At 63.2% G+C, this 16,574-nt stretch carries 13 protein-coding genes; 10 read left to right on the plus strand and 3 right to left on the minus strand.

Features of this window, described 5'->3' with window-relative positions; genetic code table 11:
* Positions 1–228: 228 nt before the first annotated feature.
* The 4 genes from acs to HAV21_RS11895 all read left to right on the plus strand — a co-directional run bounded on the left by acs (position 229) and on the right by HAV21_RS11895 (position 5,465).
* A complete protein-coding gene (gene acs / locus HAV21_RS11880; protein ID WP_166841861.1) occupies positions 229–2,274 on the plus strand; it encodes an acetate--CoA ligase in 2,046 nt (681 codons plus the stop codon).
* A gap of 177 nt (positions 2,275–2,451) precedes the next feature.
* Positions 2,452–3,240, plus strand: coding sequence for a DeoR/GlpR family DNA-binding transcription regulator (locus HAV21_RS11885; RefSeq protein WP_166841862.1), 789 nt, complete (start codon positions 2,452–2,454; stop codon positions 3,238–3,240).
* Positions 3,241–3,346: 106 nt separating this feature from the next.
* Complete coding sequence (locus HAV21_RS11890; protein ID WP_166841842.1) at positions 3,347–4,102, plus strand: ABC transporter ATP-binding protein; 756 nt, start codon at positions 3,347–3,349, stop codon at positions 4,100–4,102.
* On the plus strand, positions 4,095–5,465 hold the full coding sequence (locus HAV21_RS11895) for an FtsX-like permease family protein (RefSeq protein ID WP_243753251.1): 1,371 nt from the start codon (positions 4,095–4,097) through the stop codon (positions 5,463–5,465). The genes HAV21_RS11890 and HAV21_RS11895 overlap by 8 nt, the downstream gene beginning before the upstream one ends.
* A gap of 29 nt (positions 5,466–5,494) precedes the next feature.
* Here the strand turns inward: HAV21_RS11895 and HAV21_RS11900 are convergent, their stop codons facing one another.
* Positions 5,495–6,514, minus strand: a complete 1,020-nt coding sequence (locus HAV21_RS11900; protein WP_166841843.1) for a LacI family DNA-binding transcriptional regulator — start codon at positions 6,512–6,514, stop codon at positions 5,495–5,497.
* A 14-nt stretch (positions 6,515–6,528) separates the two neighbouring features.
* Entirely contained in the window at positions 6,529–7,728 is a 1,200-nt protein-coding gene (locus HAV21_RS11905) for a Gfo/Idh/MocA family oxidoreductase (protein ID WP_166841844.1), read from the minus strand.
* A gap of 355 nt (positions 7,729–8,083) precedes the next feature.
* Between HAV21_RS11905 and HAV21_RS11910 the strand changes: the two genes are divergently transcribed.
* The 4 genes from HAV21_RS11910 to HAV21_RS11925 all read left to right on the plus strand — a co-directional run bounded on the left by HAV21_RS11910 (position 8,084) and on the right by HAV21_RS11925 (position 13,601).
* Positions 8,084–8,905, plus strand: a complete 822-nt coding sequence (locus HAV21_RS11910; protein WP_166841864.1) for a sugar ABC transporter permease — start codon at positions 8,084–8,086, stop codon at positions 8,903–8,905.
* 9 nt (positions 8,906–8,914) lie between these two features.
* Complete coding sequence (locus HAV21_RS11915; protein WP_166841845.1) at positions 8,915–9,841, plus strand: carbohydrate ABC transporter permease; 927 nt, start codon at positions 8,915–8,917, stop codon at positions 9,839–9,841.
* Between the two features lie 71 nt (positions 9,842–9,912).
* Entirely contained in the window at positions 9,913–11,262 is a 1,350-nt protein-coding gene (locus HAV21_RS11920) for a sugar ABC transporter substrate-binding protein (protein WP_166841846.1), read from the plus strand.
* Between the two features lie 155 nt (positions 11,263–11,417).
* On the plus strand, positions 11,418–13,601 hold the full coding sequence (locus tag HAV21_RS11925) for an alpha-galactosidase (protein ID WP_166841847.1): 2,184 nt from the start codon (positions 11,418–11,420) through the stop codon (positions 13,599–13,601).
* Between the two features lie 100 nt (positions 13,602–13,701).
* On the opposite strand, the gene HAV21_RS11930 is transcribed toward HAV21_RS11925, so the two are convergent.
* Complete coding sequence (locus tag HAV21_RS11930; protein WP_011775987.1) at positions 13,702–14,379, minus strand: Crp/Fnr family transcriptional regulator; 678 nt, start codon at positions 14,377–14,379, stop codon at positions 13,702–13,704.
* 233 nt (positions 14,380–14,612) lie between these two features.
* On the opposite strand from HAV21_RS11930, the gene HAV21_RS11935 reads away from it, so the two are divergent.
* Both HAV21_RS11935 and aroQ read left to right on the plus strand, forming a co-directional pair.
* The gene (locus HAV21_RS11935; protein ID WP_166841848.1) at positions 14,613–15,797 is read left to right on the plus strand and encodes a MarP family serine protease; all 1,185 of its coding nucleotides are present in this window, start codon (positions 14,613–14,615) and stop codon (positions 15,795–15,797) included.
* Between the two features lie 161 nt (positions 15,798–15,958).
* Complete coding sequence (gene aroQ / locus HAV21_RS11940; RefSeq protein ID WP_166841849.1) at positions 15,959–16,423, plus strand: type II 3-dehydroquinate dehydratase; 465 nt, start codon at positions 15,959–15,961, stop codon at positions 16,421–16,423.
* Positions 16,424–16,574 lie beyond the last annotated feature (151 nt).

Consider the following 16,574-nt stretch of genomic DNA (forward strand, 5'->3'; position numbering starts at 1 on the left):
GTCATGTAAACGGTTCCCCACCGCCACAGCCGCCATTCGTCGCTAAATCCGCGCCGTTCACGGCCGCATTTGTGACGACGCCCACGTTCGACTTCTTGAAGCGATAGTGTTGATGCCGGACAGCACTTTGCGGACCCTTGGGGGAAGCGCTCGACGCCGACGACGGCCCGGGCGGGGACCTCACGTCAGGATCCGCGCAGCAAAGATCGATGAATGATGAGGTTCACCATGTCCCAGGACACCACCGGATCCACGGCCACCGCTGCAGCTTCAACAGCTCACAACGGATCGGCCCCGCACGTCGAGGCGCTTGAAAACCTCCTCCACGAGAACCGCAAGTTCGCGCCTTCTGCAGAGTTCGCCGCGAACGCGGTCGCAAGCGCCGACGCCTATGCTGAGGCAGAAGCGGACCGTCCCGCGTTCTGGGCTAAGCAGGCCCGTGAGCTGTTGACCTGGGACAAGGACTTCACCGAAGCCCTTGACTGGTCCAACCCGCCATTCGCCAAGTGGTTCGTGGGCGGCGAGATCAACGCCGCTTACAACGCACTGGACCGGCACGTGGAAAACGGCCTGGGCGACCGCGTGGCCATCTACTTCGAAGGCGAACCCGGGGACACCCGCAGCTACACCTACGCGGAGCTGACCGAAGAGGTCAAGAAGGCCGCCAACGCGTTCGAGTCCCTGGGCGTGGCCAAGGGCGACCGCGTGGCCGTGTACCTGCCCATGATCCCTGAAGCCGTGATCACGCTCCTTGCCTGCGCCAGGATCGGGGCCGTGCACTCGGTAGTGTTCGGTGGATTCTCCGCGGACGCGCTGCGTTCCCGGATCGAGGACGCCGAGGCCAAGCTCGTTGTTACCGCGGACGGCACCTACCGCCGCGGCAAGCCGAGTGCCCTGAAGCCAGCGGTGGACGAAGCCCTCTCCAAAGAAGGCCACACCGTACAAAACGTTGTGGTGGTCAAGCGCAACGGCGAGGACGTCAACTGGGTGGAAGGCCGCGACCTCTGGTGGTCCGATACCGTTGATAAGGCAGATACCGAGCACACCGCCGTGGGGCATGACTCCGAGCACCCGCTGTTCATCCTCTATACCTCCGGCACCACTGGCAAGCCCAAGGGCATCCTGCACACCACCGGCGGATACCTCACCCAGGGCGCCTACACGCACAAGGCCGTGTTCGATCTCCACCCGGAAACGGACGTCTATTGGTGCACCGCCGACGTCGGATGGGTCACCGGCCACTCGTACGTCACCTACGCGCCGCTGATCAACGGCGCCACCCAGGTCATGTACGAAGGCACCCCTGACTCCCCGCACCAGGGCCGCTGGTGGGAAATCGTGGAGAAGTACAAGGTCTCCATCCTGTACACCGCCCCCACTGCGATCCGGACGTTCATGAAGTGGGGCCGGGACATCCCGGACAAGTACGATCTCTCCTCCATCCGCGTCCTGGGCTCCGTGGGCGAATCCATCAACCCCGAAGCGTGGATGTGGTACCGGGACGTCATAGGCGCCAACGCCGGCAAGAACGGCGAGAAGAAGGACAACCCGGCACCGATCGTGGACACCTGGTGGCAGACCGAAACCGGTGCGCAGATGATCGCCCCGCTGCCCGGCGTGACCGCCACGAAGCCCGGCTCGGCGCAGGTTCCGCTGCCCGGCATCGCCGTGGACGTGGTGGACGAAAACGGTCAGTCCGTGGCCAACGGTGAAGGCGGCTACCTGGTGGTCCGCGAACCGTGGCCCTCCATGCTGCGCGGCATTTGGGGCGACCCCGAGCGCTTCAAGGACACCTACTGGTCCCGGTTCGAGGCCATGTACTTCGCCGGTGATGGCGCCAAGAAGGACGAAGACGGCGACGTCTGGCTCCTGGGCCGCGTGGACGACGTCATGAACGTCTCCGGCCACCGCCTCTCCACCACCGAAATCGAGTCTGCCCTGGTCAGCCACCCGTCGGTGGCCGAAGCCGCAGTGGTAGGTGCCGCGGACGAGACCACCGGCCAGGCCGTCGTCGCGTTCGTCATCCTCCGCGGTGACGCCGCGAACAACGGCGACGAAACCGTCCTGGAACTCCGCAACCACGTGGGCAAGGAAATCGGCCCGATCGCCAAGCCCAAGCAGCTGCTGATCGTCCCGGAACTGCCCAAGACCCGCTCCGGCAAGATCGTCCGCCGCCTTCTCAAGGACATCGCTGAAGGCCGCGACACCGGCGACGCCACCACACTGGCTGACCCCGGCATCATGACCCAGATTGCGGACTCCCTCCGCAAGTAGGTAATTCTCGACGGCGCCGCTCACCTCCCCAGGCGAGCGGCGCCGTCGAGCGTTAAGGACCCTGCGTGACGCAGCGGTGACATTGACGCGCCTGGCCTGCCGTACTGCCGGTGCCGTGCGCCCTAGACTGGAGCCAGACTCAGCCCCATGTTTGACGAGGTTCCCAGAAAGGCCCTGATGCTTCAGGCAGCACGCCACTCCGCCATCATCGACGCCGTCCAGCGCGAACGCGTGGTGCGGGTCTCGGACCTCGCGCAATTGCTGGGCGTCTCCCCCATGACTGTGCGCCGCGATATTGAAGCGCTCGAGGAAGCCGGCCGCGTTGAGCGCATTCACGGCGGAGCCAAGATTCCCGGCGATGCGAGCACCCACGAGCCCGGTTTCGAACTCAAGTCCACACAGCTGCCCGCGGAGAAACACGCCATCGCGTTGGAAGCCGCGAGCCTGGTCCAGGAAGGCATGGCGATCGGCCTTGGCGCCGGCACCACCACCTGGGCCTTGGCGAAGGAACTCGTCAACGGGCCCCGCATCACCGTGGTCACCAACTCGGTGAGGATCGCCGATCTTTTCCACCACGGCTCCTCGTCCGGCCCGGCACGCTTCGGGTCCACCGTGATCCTGATCGGCGGCGAGCGGACACCGTCGGACGCCCTGGTAGGCCCCATAGCCACGTCATCGCTGAAGCAACTCCACTTGGACGTCCTGTTCCTGGGTGTCCACGGCATGGATGCCCACGCCGGCTTTACCACTCCGAACCTGCTGGAAGCCGAGACCAACCGAGCGTTCATGACATCCGCCCGGAGCACAGTCATTCTGGCCGACCACAGCAAGTGGGGCGTGGTGGGCATCGCCTCGATCGCCCGGCTGGAAGAAGCGGACGAGCTGATCACGGACTCGCTCCTTGGTGAAGACGCCCGGCGCGTGCTGGCCGAAAACGTGGCCAAGCTGCGGATCGCCGAGGCCTGAACCACGTAGTTAACACTTAGGTCTCATACCGCAGGTGGAGGCCGCCCCGCAGACTTCAGCCGCGGGACTGATGCCGCGGAGTAACGCCCGCAGGGATGCTGGATATATGAACGCCATCCTCCACGCCCAGCAGCTCACCAAGCACTACCCCGGCAGCATCGCCCTGGACCACGTCGACTTCACAGCCAACGCCGGCCAGTCCATTGCGATCATCGGCCCCTCAGGTTCCGGCAAGACCACCCTTTTGCACTGCCTCGCCGGGATATTGAGGCCCGACGCCGGTGCCATCACCTTGAATACTCCGTCCTCGCCTCTGCGGCTGGACACCTTGGGAGATGCTGCGCTGTCCCGGCTGCGGCGCGAGGAGTTCGGCTTCGTCTTCCAGCAAGGCATGCTGCTGCCGGAGCTCACCGCCGTGGAAAACGTGGCCCTGGCACTCATGCTCAACAGCACGGACCGTGCTACTTCGGAGGCCCGGGCCGCTGAGTGGTTAGCGGCCCTCGGCTTGGCCGGGATGGAACAACGCCGCTTGGGCGAACTCTCCGGCGGGCAGGTTCAGCGCGTGGCCATCGCCCGCGCCCAGGTCACCGGGGCCCGGGTTGTCTTCGCTGACGAGCCCACCGGCGCTTTGGATTCGGCCACCTCCAGCGAAGTCCTGGACGTTCTCCTGCACTCTGTGGCTGCGAACGGCCGGACACTTCTGGTGGTCACGCACGATCCCAACGTTGCTGCCCGGTGCGAGCGCGTTGTGGAGTTGCGCGACGGCCGGATCGTGGCAGACAGCGGAACAGTTCCGGCTTCCGCTTCCGGCCCGGCCGCGCCAGCCACCACCACCAACTTCAAGGGTGCCTTCAATGTCTAGTCTCTCCATGGCCCTGCGCCTCACCCCCTACCTGGCACGAAGCAACGGAAGCAGCTTCCGGGAAGCCGGTCTTCGCGACGCCGGGCTCCCCATCCTCGCTTTCGGGACGGTTACGGCCCTGCTGCTCACCGTTGCCGGTGGTTCACAGGTTTTCTGGTCCTGGTCCGACGACATCGCGGGCACCTACCAGGCCTTGGCCGTGGTCGCCATGGTGCTGCTGATCATCCCTTTGCTGACGCTCGGCGCCTCGGCCGCCCGACTCGCCGCCCGCCGTCGTGATGACCGTTTGGCATCCTTGCGGTTGCTGGGCGCCAACAGCGCAACGGTGGTCTGGATGACGGTCATTGAGTCCACCGTACTTGCTGCCGTGGGAGCTGTGGCTGGTGCGGGGCTATACGCCTGCGCAGCGCCGTTCCTGGGTTTGATCCAGTTCCGGGGACAAGCAATAGGAAGCCATGCATGGTTGTCAGTGCCGTCCATCCTCGGCTGCGTGCTGGCCGTCTGTGTCCTTGCAGCGGCGAGTGCCGCGTTGGGGCTGCGGAAAGTTGTGGTGACGCCGTTGGGCGTCCGGACCCGGCAAACGGCCGACGGCGCGCACTGGGTTCGCGGACTCATCGCAGCTGTGGTGGTGGTCATCGGAGTGGTGGCCATGGGGATGCTCAGCAGCTTCGGCGCGTTCATTGTGATCATCGCGGTGATGGGCGGTTGCTTTGGCCTGGCTTTGCTGGCGTTGAACCTCATGGGACCGTGGATCCTGCGGCTGCGGGCGTCCTCGCAACTCAAACACGCCAAGAAGCCTGAGCAACTGCTGGCCGCGCGGACCGTGCTGGAGAGCCCTAAAGAATCGTGGCGGCAAGTTGGGGGCGTCGCGATGACCAGTTTTGTGGGCGTGTTCGTGGGCGTCGGCATGGCGGTGGCGGACACCATGGGAACCGGGGGCGACGCTGAAACTACGCTCCTTGTCCGGGACATCAACACCGGAGTGATGATCACCCTGCTGGGCTCGTTCCTGATGGTCGCCTGCTCTGCGGGTGTAAACCAAGCAGCTGCAGTGCTGGACAGGGCTTCCACCCTGGTGGCACTGGACCGTGTTGGAATGCCGCAGAAACTCATGGTGGCGGCGAGGGTCAAAGCCGTCATGTCGCCGCTGTTTCTGGTTGCCGGCATATCCGCGGCTGCCGCGGCTGCTCTGGTCCTGCCGCTCACGGGTGCCGTGCTGCTGACCCAGCCCGTGGTGTTCCTGACCATCGGTGGGGTGTTCGCCGCCGGCTTCCTGCTGGTCCGGCTGGCTGTTGCCGCGGGAACGGCGCAGATCAGCCAGGTGCTGGCCCGCCCCGAGCGCTACGCGAGCATGGATTCGTAACCCGGCCCACCGCCGTCGTCATCCCCGGGTTATGTGCAGCCGCAGGACTGCCGGATGATCAGCTCGGTGGAGAGGATCTGGTGTTTCAGCTCATCGCCACGGCCCTTGCCCACCAGCGCCTGCACAGCGGCTTCGGCCATCGCCTTGACGGGCTGCGCAACGGTGGTCAGCGCAGGCCAGCTGTATTCGGAGTCCAGGGAGCCGTCGAAGGATACCAACGCCAGGTCCTCGGGCACCCTGACGCCTGCCTCATGAAGCGCCCTGAGGATACCGATGGCTTGCATGTCATTGCTGGCAAAGATCGCCGTTGGACGGTTGGCCATGGAGAGGAAACGCTTGCCTACCTCGTACCCGCCCGGACGGGTGAAGGGACCGTGAAGCATGGGTCCGTCCGGCAGTCCGGCGTCACGCAAAGTGGCCAGCCAGCCTACCTCGCGCCCGTCCAGCTGGTTCCCGGTATTGGTACCGATCGCCAAGCCAATGTTCGTATGGCCGTGGCCTATCAGATGTTCAACGGCAGCACGGGCACCGGCTTCCAGATCCACACCCACACTGTTGATTCCCGGCGGTGAGCCTGCGTTATTCAACAAAACGGAGGGGATTTCGGAGGCCTCCAGTTCCGTGACATCGGGATCGAACACGCAGCTGGCCAGGAATACCCCGTCCACCTGCCGGGCAGCCAAGGTGCGGATGTTCTTGCGTTCGCGGGTAAGGCTTCCATCCGAGTTGGTGAGCACCATGCCGAAGCCAAGTTCCGCGGCCGCATCTTCCACAGCGTGGGCCAGCTGGGTGAAGAACGGGTTGGTGTTGTCCGGAACCACCACGCCAATGGTTTCGCTGGATCCCAACTTCAGGGCACGGGCGGCAGCGTTGGGTCGGTATCCGAGGACGCGGATGGCCTCGCGAACCTTGGCTTCCGTACCCGGGGCCACGTTCTTGGGCCCTCCGTTCACCACATAACTCACGACGGCGGTACTCACCCCGGCGTACCGGGCCACGTCTTTGCGTGTAACCGGGCCGCGCGAGGTTTGTACCGCCGAAGTTGTCATGAGGTAAATGCTAGCTACTCCACGGGAGCGTCACCGAAGTCGCGGATGGGAAGGCGCTCCCCGCCACGGAGCGCGGACTCGTGGGCAATGATTCCCGGCAGCGTGAACCGGGCCGCGACCCAGGCATTAACGGGAGGAAGGCTGCGGTTGTTTACGGCCGTGACGAAGTCGTCCACCAGGAATTGGTGGCTTCCTTCGTGCCCGTTGGGCGCTCCGAGGAATTCCTGCGGAAGCCTGGACTGGTCATGGACCGGAGCCAGCCCGGAGATGAAGGCATCGCGCAGCTCCGGCGCCACGTCCGCCAGGGACGGGTCATCCAGGGACATGGTGGGCTTGGTTTCCACTTGCTCGGACACGTCTTCCACGGTGGACTTGTCCTGCCACACGGTGGTGGTGGCAAGTTGCTCAAAGCTGGCGTCGGTGCCGAAGAAACGGAAGCGGGACTCCCGGATGTGGGAGGGGTACCCCACCCGGCGCATCTCGTTGGTGCGCATCGCGCCGCCGTCGTTCATTTCAAACAGCGCCGTGGCGTTGGAGAAGTCGTTGGCGAACATGCTGACGTCCTTATCGAAAACGCCATCCCCGCGCTGGTCCTTCACGCCGATGCAGCTGACGCTGACCGCATGGCCGGGGACGGCGCCGAGGACCCCACCTATGGCGTGGGTGGGGTAGAGCATGGGCGGGTAGCTGGCGGTTTCCTTCCACCGCTCTCCGCCGCTGTACTGATACGCCTCGTAGAAACCGAGGTCCATGTCGTGGACGTAGTCACCCTCGGTGTAGAAGATGCGGCCAAACTTACCTGCTGCATGTTGTTGCCGGGCGAAGACCGTGGCGGGGTTGTAGTAGCTGGTCTCACCCATGGCGTAGACCAGTTTGGTCTCTCGAACGGCCTCAATGATCCGTTCAATTTCCTCTTCGGATATGGCCATGGGCACCGCTGAGTAGACGTGCTTTCCAGCACGCAGGGCCCGCTCTACCAGTGGTCCGTGAGTCCAGCGCTGCGTGAAGATGGCGACAGCATCGACGTCGGAGTCCAGCAACTCTTCAAAGCTGCCCATTACGCCGTCCAGTCCCCAGCGTTCCTGCGCTGCAACTGCCCGCTCAGGGAGTTCATCTATTGCATAAACCGCGCTGACGCCCGGGTGGAGCTTGAACAGGTGGGCGAACTGGCTGCCGAACTGCCCGGCACCCACAACCCCGATCGAAAACGTCATTGTTTACCTTCCCTGGGACTGCCAAAGCAGCCTCCGCTGTGTCCCTGTGTGACTGTCCTGTCGAGTTTTGCATCGGAATCTACTCGAGTCAACAGAAAGAACATCTTTGAACATTTTTCACCAAAATTTTGCCTCCGCTCTTGCTATCACCAAATCTACTCGTGTAGATTCTCATCCAGTTGTTATGCACATCACAGTCACGAAAGGGTCGACGATGACCACGCTCACCAAGCAACCGGATCCGGAGCTCTCCTCCGTCGGGGCGCCGCGGAAGTCACGCAAGCGAGGGAAACCAGCCGACGGGTTCCGCGGAAGGGGGGACCTCAAGGTTGCACTCTTCTTCATCGCTCCAGCGATGCTCGGACTGATCCTCTTCTACCTCGTCCCCACCATCCGGGGCATCTACCTCAGCTTCACTGAATACAGCATCCTGGGCGACCCGGAATGGATCGGCACGCGGAACTACGAACGCATAGCCAAGGATCCGCTGTTCTGGAACGCTTTGGGCGTCACCTCGGAATACGTGGTGATCAACATTGTCCTGCAAACGGCGCTGGCCCTGGGCCTGGCAATCCTGATGCACCGAGTCGCGAAGTCCACCCTCATTCGCGGCGCGCTCCTGATGCCCTACTTGATGGCCAACGTCATTGCGGCCCTGCTGTGGTTCTGGATGCTTGACTACCAGATCGGCATCATCAACCAGATCATCGAATGGACCGGCCTGCCCCGCGTCGCATTCTTTGGCAGCGAGCAATGGGCAATCCCAACCCAGGCACTCATCAACACGTGGCGGCACATGGGATACACGGCACTCTTGATCTTCGCCGGACTCCAAGCAATCCCGAACAGTGTCTATGAGGCCGCCAGCATCGACGGCTCCAAGTCCATGAGCACTTTCTGGCGGATCACCCTGCCACTGCTCCGGCCAGTCCTGGTACTGGTCCTGGTAGTAACCGTGATCGGTTCTTTCCAGGTCTTTGACACTGTTGCCGTCACGACGGCCGGCGGTCCTGTCAACGCCACCCGCGTGCTGCAGTTCTACATCTATCAACGCGCCTTCAATGAACAGGACTTCGGCTATGGCTCCGCCCTGGCTGTGATCCTCTTCCTCATCCTCGCCATCGTCGCTTTCATCCAGATGAAGTTCCTCCGCGGCAACCAGTCGGACCTGGACTAAGGACTCGCCATGACCACTCTTGCCTCAACCAAGAACGGCAGCCGGCGTCGCCCGCTCAGCCGCCCCTTCAACTGGCGCCGCGCCATCGCCCTGACCCTCCTCGCCCTGGCCGTCGCCGTGAGCATCCTGCCCTTCTACTGGGTACTGCGCACGGCCCTGTCTTCCAACGGCTCCCTCGCAGCGAACTCCGCCAACCTGCTGCCCGCCGACTTTAATCTTGGCGCGTTCAAGCGGGTCTTCGGCCTCCAAAGTGCCGCCGACGCTATCGCAGAAGGCGGCTCGGGTGCTTCGATCAATTTCTGGCAGTACCTTTGGAACTCGCTGCTCTTTTCCGGCATCACTACAGCCTGCGCCGTGTTCTTCAGCTCAATGGCCGCCTATGCCTTCTCCCGGCTCCGGTGGAAAGGCCGCGACGCAGTCTTCTCGCTGTTCCTTGCCACCATGCTCGTCCCGCCGATCTTCACTGCCCTCCCCAACTTCCTGCTCATCAAGAACCTGGGCCTGCTGAATTCCATGCTCGGACTCGTTTTGCCCTACTTGTTCATGACCCCGTTCGCGATCTTCTTCATGCGCCAGTTCTTCCTGAACATGTCCAGGGAAGTTGAAGAAGCTGCAATGCTGGACGGCGCCAAGCACTGGCGGATCTTCTTCCAGATCATCATGCCCAACGCCGCTGCCCCGATTGCCACCCTGGCGCTTCTGACTTTCATGGGTCAGTGGAACGAATACTTCTGGCCGCTGCTCGTAGGCACGTCCGAGGAATCCAGGGTGCTCACCGTGGGACTGGGAGTCTTCAAATCCCAGTCGCCGCAAGGCGCACCGGACTGGTCCGGGCTCATGGCCGCAACGCTCGTGTCCGCTACGCCCGTGCTGATCCTCTTCGCCATCTTCGGCAAACGGATTGTCAACTCCATCGGCTTCAACGGCACCAAATAGCTCTTTCTCTTTCCGCACGCAGAAACCGGCCTGTGCCGGCTCGCACCCCTCCCGTCCCGAAAGGACCAACCATGATGAAAAAGAAGGCAGTCGGCGCCGTCGCCGTCGCAGCAGCCGCCGTCCTCGCACTCTCCGCCTGCGCCGGCGGAAGCTCCGGAGGAGACGCCGCCAAGGGCGAGATCAGTTATTGGCTCTGGGACGCCAACCAGCTCCCTGCCTACCAGCAGTGCGCCACGGACTTCACCAAGGCCAATCCGGACATCACCGTCAAAATCACCCAAACCGGTTGGGATGACTACTGGTCCAAGATCACCAACGGCATGGCCTCCGGCACTGCACCTGACGTCTTCACGGACCACCTCTCCAAGTACCCGGAGTTCCTCAAGACCAAGCAACTGGTGGCCCTTGACGACAGCATCGCACAGGACAAGATAGACCTTTCCCAGTACAACGAAGGCCTCGCAGACCTCTGGGTTGGCGAAGATGGCAAGCGCTACGGCCTGCCCAAAGACTGGGACACCGTGGCTTTGTTCTTCAACCAGAAGATGGCCGCCGACGCCGGCATCACCCCTGAAGAGATGGGCTCCCTGACCTGGAACCCGAAGGACGGCGGAACGTACGAGAAAGCAATCGCCCGACTCACTGTGGACAAGAACGGCAAACGCGGCGACGAAGCAGGCTTCGACAAGAACAATGTTGCCGTTTACGGCTTGGGCCTGCCCGGCTCCGATGCCGAGAACGCCGGCCAGACGCAGTGGAGCTACCTCTCCGCTACCACTGGCTGGACCACCACTGACAAGAACCCGTGGGGCACCCATTTCAACTACGACGACAAGAGGCTCCAGGACACCATCGACTGGTGGGCCTCACTCGCCGAAAAGGGCTACATGCCCAAACTTGAAACCACCGTTGGCGCCAACGCCGCCGACAGCTTCGGAGCAGGCAAAGCAGCCATCAACAGCAACGGTTCGTGGATGATCGGCCAGTACACCGGCTACAAGGGAATCGACCTCGGCATCGCCCCCACACCGCAGGGCCCCGAAGGCAAGCGTGCCTCCATGTTCAACGGCCTGGCCGATTCCGTGTGGGCTGGTACTAAGAAGAAGGACGCCGCCATCAAGTGGGTGGAATACCTCGGCTCCACCGCCTGCCAGGACGTTGTGGCCTCCAAGGCCGTGGTCTTCCCGGCCATCAGCACCTCCTCCGAGAAGGCTGCAGAGGCCTTCAAGGCCAAGAACGTGGATGTCAGCGCCTTCACCCAGCATGTGGCGGACAAGACCACCTTCATGCTTCCCATCACGGACAATGCCTCCAAGGTTGCGGGAATCATGAAGCCTGCTGTGGACGCGGTAATCGCCGGCAAGGCCCCGGCGAGTTCGCTGACAGCCGCGAACGAACAGGTCAACGCGCTCTTCAAGTAGAACGCCTCTCATCACTCATAGACTCAACTCGAGTAGATCCCGTTGCGAGGCCCGCTCTGCGGGTTATAAACCACCCGAATCCCGCAGAGCGGGCCCCGCAACACACGTACCTGCCCCGCCTCGGGGCGCATCGACACTGAAAGCGACCCACCCTTATGCAACCGCTCCACCTCCGTTCCGCAGGTACCAGCTTGGTCATCAGCACCCATCGCGGAGAGGCTGAGATCATCCACTGGGGAGCCGATCTGGGCGACACACTGCCTGACCTTGCCATCCTCAACGAGCCCATTCCGCCGTCGTCCATCGACGCTAACGTCCCGGCGGGGCTCCTCCCCCAGGCGTCGTCATCGTGGCAGGGCAGGCCAGGACTTCGCGGGCACCGCTTCACGGACGGCGTGCCGGGCTTTGATTTCTCAGTACGCCTGCGGGTTGTGAGTGCGACGGTGAATGGCGGCACAGCGGTGATTGTCCAAGCGGACCCCGACGCCGGCATCTCCGTCACGTCCACCCTCACCTTGCACCCGGGCGGGCTTCTCGAACTGAAGCACACGGTCAGCAACCACGGCACGTCGCCTTTCCAAGTAGACGAGCTGGCGACGATGCTCCCGGTGGCGCCAGACGCCGTCGAACTTCTGGACCTGACCGGCCGCTGGTGCCGCGAGCGGCATCCGCAGCGCAGGACAATTCAGCAGGGGACCTGGGTCCGCACGGGCCGTCACGGCCGCACCGGTCATGACTCGTCGCTGCTGCTCGCCGCTGGAACTGCCGGTTTTGGGAACAGGCACGGCAAGGTGTGGGCGACGCATCTGGCCTGGAGCGGGAACCACGAGCAGTTTGCGGACAGCATTGCCGATGGCCGCACCATGGTGGGCGGCTCCGAGCTGTTGGGACCTGCCGAAGTGGTGCTGCAATCCGGGGAAAGCTACACCACGCCGGCACTGTTTGCCGCATACTCTGACCGCGGTTTGGACGGGATTTCGGAGGCCTTCTACGCCTGGTTCCGTTCGCGGCCACACCATGTGGGGGCAGTTTCCGGTAAGGCCCGCCCAGTAGTCCTCAACACCTGGGAAGCGGTGTACTTCGACCACAACCTGGACACCCTGATCGAGCTGGCTGAGTCGGCCGCCGACCTTGGGGTTGAGCGCTTCGTGCTCGACGACGGCTGGTTCCGCGGGCGCCGTGACGACCACGCCGGGTTGGGCGACTGGTACGTGGACGAAACCGTATGGCCTGGCGGTCTGACGCCTTTGATTGATGCCGTGACCAGCCGGGGCATGGAGTTCGGGCTCTGGGTGGAGCCGGAGATGGTGAACCTGGACTCCGACATCGCCCGGGCACATCCGGAGTGGATCGTGGGGCCCTCAGCCACGTCCTACAAGGACGGTGGCAGGCTGCCTCTTGAGTGGCGGCAGCAGCACGTGATCGACCTCGTGAATCCGGACGCGTGGCAATACATCTACGAGCGCATGGACACTCTTCTGCGCGAGAATAACATCAGCTACCTCAAGTGGGACCAAAACCGGGACCTCCTGGAACATGGCCACGCGGGCCGGGCTTCGGTACACGAACAGACCTTGGCGGCGTACCGGCTGTTCGATGCGCTCCGAGCGGCACACCCCGGAGTAGAGATCGAAAGCTGCTCCTCCGGCGGCGCCCGCGTGGATCTTGGAATCCTGGAGCGGACCGACCGCATCTGGGCCTCGGACTGCAACGACGCCTTGGAACGGCAAACCATCCAACGCTGGACCGGCATGGTGGTTCCGCCGGAGCTGGTGGGCGGGCACATTGGGCCCACAACATCGCACACTACCGGGCGGACGCACCACCTCTCCTTCAGGGCCATCACCGCCCTGTTCGGTCACTTCGGCATGGAGTGGGATGTCCGCTCCGTCACCGGGGCGGAGCGCCAGGAACTCAAGCGCTTCATCGGCCTCTACAAGGAACACCGCGGACTCATCCACAGTGGACGGATGGTGCGCGCCGATGTGCCGGACGAGTCGCTGATGGTGCACGGCGTGGTCGCTAACGAGTCCGACGGCGGCACCCCGGTGGGTGCCACGGCGGCGCTCTTCGCTGTGGTGAAGACGCGGACGGGCTTTACGGAAAAGCCCGGTCGTGTGGCTATTCCGGGGTTGGATCCTTCGCGTGCATACCGCGTGGAAGCCATCTTCCCCTCCCCGGGTGACGCCGACCACGGGCACACGTTCATAGAGGCCAAGCCGGCACCCTGGCTGGCGTCCGGGGCCGAAGCAACGGGTCGGTTCCTGGCCGAGGTAGGCCTTCCGATGCCCGTCCTAAACCCGGAGCACGCCACCCTACTACGGTTCACGGCCCTCTGACCCTCTCTCACATCCCCCGGGCTAAAACCGAACCCTCTCTCACATCCACAGACAAAAAAGCCGCCCCGGCGAAACCGGGGCGGCTTTTTTTCGTAGCTGTTTAGCGTGAGCGCTGGCGGAGGCGCTGCATGTCCAGGATCACCACGGCGCGGGCTTCCAGGCGGAGCCATCCGCGCTGGACGAACTCGGCCAGTGCCTTGTTCACGGTTTCGCGGGAAGCGCCCACCAGTTGGGCCAGTTCTTCCTGGGTCAGCTCGTGGGCAACCAGAACGCCGTCGGTGGCAGGACGCCCGAAGCGGTCCGCCAGGTCCAGGAGGGCCTTGGCAACACGGCCCGGGACGTCAGAGAAGACGAGGTCGGACAGCGAGTCGTTGGTACGGCGAAGGCGGCGGGCCAGAGCCTGCAGCAGCTGCGCGGAAACCTCGGGACGCGTGCGGAGCAGAGCGTTGAGGCTCTCGTTCTTGAGGCCGGCCAGACGGGTTTCCGAAACGGCGGTGGCCGTGGCGGTACGCGGGCTGGGGTCGAACAACGCCATTTCGCCGAAGAGCTCACCCGGGCCAAGAATGGCCAAGAGCGACTCGCGGCCGTCGGGGGACGTGCGTCCGAGCTTTACTTTGCCGGAAACGATGAAGTAGAGCTGGTCACCCTGGTCACCTTCGCGGAACACCGAAGCTCCACGTGAAAGGTCCACCTCGGTGAGTTCGTCCGTCAGCAAGCGGAATGCGTCGTCGTCAAGGGTGGCGAAGAGGGGTGCGCGGCGCAATACCTCGATGTCCATGAAATCTCCTGAATATAAGTTTCGGTCGTGGCGCTCAGGCCATTGTTTCAGAATTTTTAAGCTTCTGTGACGTACTTGGCACGTGAAACGCTGAAATGGCGCGGATTTCGGGGCATACGACCCGCTCTGAAGCCTCTCACAGCGGACTAAACGGCCCATATCGTGACCGGACTAACGGTTGGTTGTCAGGGTGGACACCTAGAATTGGCGCTACCCGGCTGTGAGGAGCATTGGTGTTTGGCTTGACGATATTGGATTTGGCATTGATTTTGATGCTGCTGTCCTACCTGATCTATGGCCTGCGTAACGGCTTTATGGTCACGCTGGGTGGAATCGCGGGATTCATCGTCGGCGCTATTGCTGCCTTCATGGCCGTGCCCCTCGTCAGCGGCTGGGTGACCGACAGCGGTTGGAGGCTGACCGCCACGGTGGGTGCCGCCGTCGTGCTTATTGCTTTGGGGCATGGCTTGGGCACCATGATCGGGCGTAAAGTCCGCCACGCCGTGCGGATCAAGCCGCTGCATGCGGTGGACCGGTTGATCGGCGGCGTGGTGAGTGTGGTGGTGGCGGCGCTGGTGATGTCCATGCTGGCCTTCAGCATCAGCTCTCTGGGTGTGCCGTTCGTTTCGCAGCAGTTGGCCGAGTCCCGCGTCATTCGCTACATCGACAACCTGACGCCCACGCCCGTCAAGAGCACCATGGCTCAGCTGCGGTCCACGGTGATCGGTGACGGAATACCTAAGCTCATCGAGGGCATCGGGCCTGTCACACCGGTGCCCGTTCCCAACGAGTCAACCGACACACCTGCCCTGAACCAGGCTGCGGATTCCGTCCTCAAGATCGCCGGCACCGCATTCGAGTGCGGGCAGAACCAGACCGGATCCGGATTTGTTGTCTCGCCCGGGCGCGTCGTCACCAACGCGCACGTTGTGGCGGGCGTGTCGCAGCCTGTTGTGGAAGTGCCCGACGGCGGCGCGTTGCCGGGTCGGGTGGTTTACTTCGACTCCCAGCGGGACATCGCAGTGCTGGCCGTGGACGGACTGCAGTCCAGCCCGCTGCCCTTGAGTGCCGACCTGCCCGCAGGCAGCTCTGCCGCTTTCGCAGGCTACCCGCACGGCGGTCCCTTCCAATCCAAGCCGGCCACTGTCCAAGGCATTTCAACCATTCTGGTTCCGGACATTTATGGCAACAATCCTTCGCCTGAGCTGGTCTACAGGCTGGCAGGCGACGTTCAGCCGGGTAACTCCGGCGGTCCGCTGCTGACCACGCAGGGACAGGTGGCCGGCCTGATCTTCGCCAAGACCACCACCGACGCCGCTCTCGGCTTCGCGCTCACCATGGCGGACCTGGAACCCGTGGCTGCGCAGGCTCCCGGTCTGAGCAGTCCTGTATCGGCTGGCCAGTGCACCCGTAAATAGCTAACGATCTCTCACATCACGCGGCTGTTTGGACGTCGCTCTCTCACATCACGCGGCTGTTTGGACGTCGCTCTCTCACATAGTGACTGTTTTCAGGGCACCCTCGCTCACCCTGTGGGCACAATTCCCGCGCACTCCCGCACCGCTATAGATTGGGAGTCATGACTGAAGCCTCTCCTGCCACCGAAACCGGTCGCGGCACCATCCTTGTGATCAACGGCCCCAACCTGAACCTTCTGGGCACCCGCGAACCGGAGAAGTACGGAACGTCCACCTTGGCTGACGTGGAGCAATTGGCCATGAAAGCTGCGGCCGCCCATGGATTCACTGTTGACTGCGTTCAGTCCAACCACGAGGGCGACCTCCTGGACGCCATCCACGCAGCGCGAGGCACCGCCGTCGGAATTGTGATCAACGCCGGCGCCTACACGCATACTTCCGTGGCCCTTCGCGACGCCTTGGCGGCTGTGCAGCTGCCCGCCGTCGAGGTGCACATCACCAACGTGCACCAGCGTGAAGAGTTCCGCCACCATTCGTACCTGTCCGGCGTGTGCAACGCGATCATCGTGGGTGCGGGGGTTCTGGGCTACAAACTGGCCATCGATTACTTGGCTGACTCGATATAACGACTTTGCCGGTGAGAGAGCGTCTGCGGCCGTATGGTTTTCTGAGACAGGTTGATGGGAGATCGACTTCAGAATGACTGGTCCTAGAAGAAAATATGATGCGGCTTTCCGTGAGGAAGCTGTGCAGCTGGTGTTGTCCTCGGATCGTTCA

Source organism: Paenarthrobacter sp. MSM-2-10-13 (genome assembly GCF_011605365.1).
Lineage (GTDB): Bacteria > Actinomycetota > Actinomycetes > Actinomycetales > Micrococcaceae > Arthrobacter.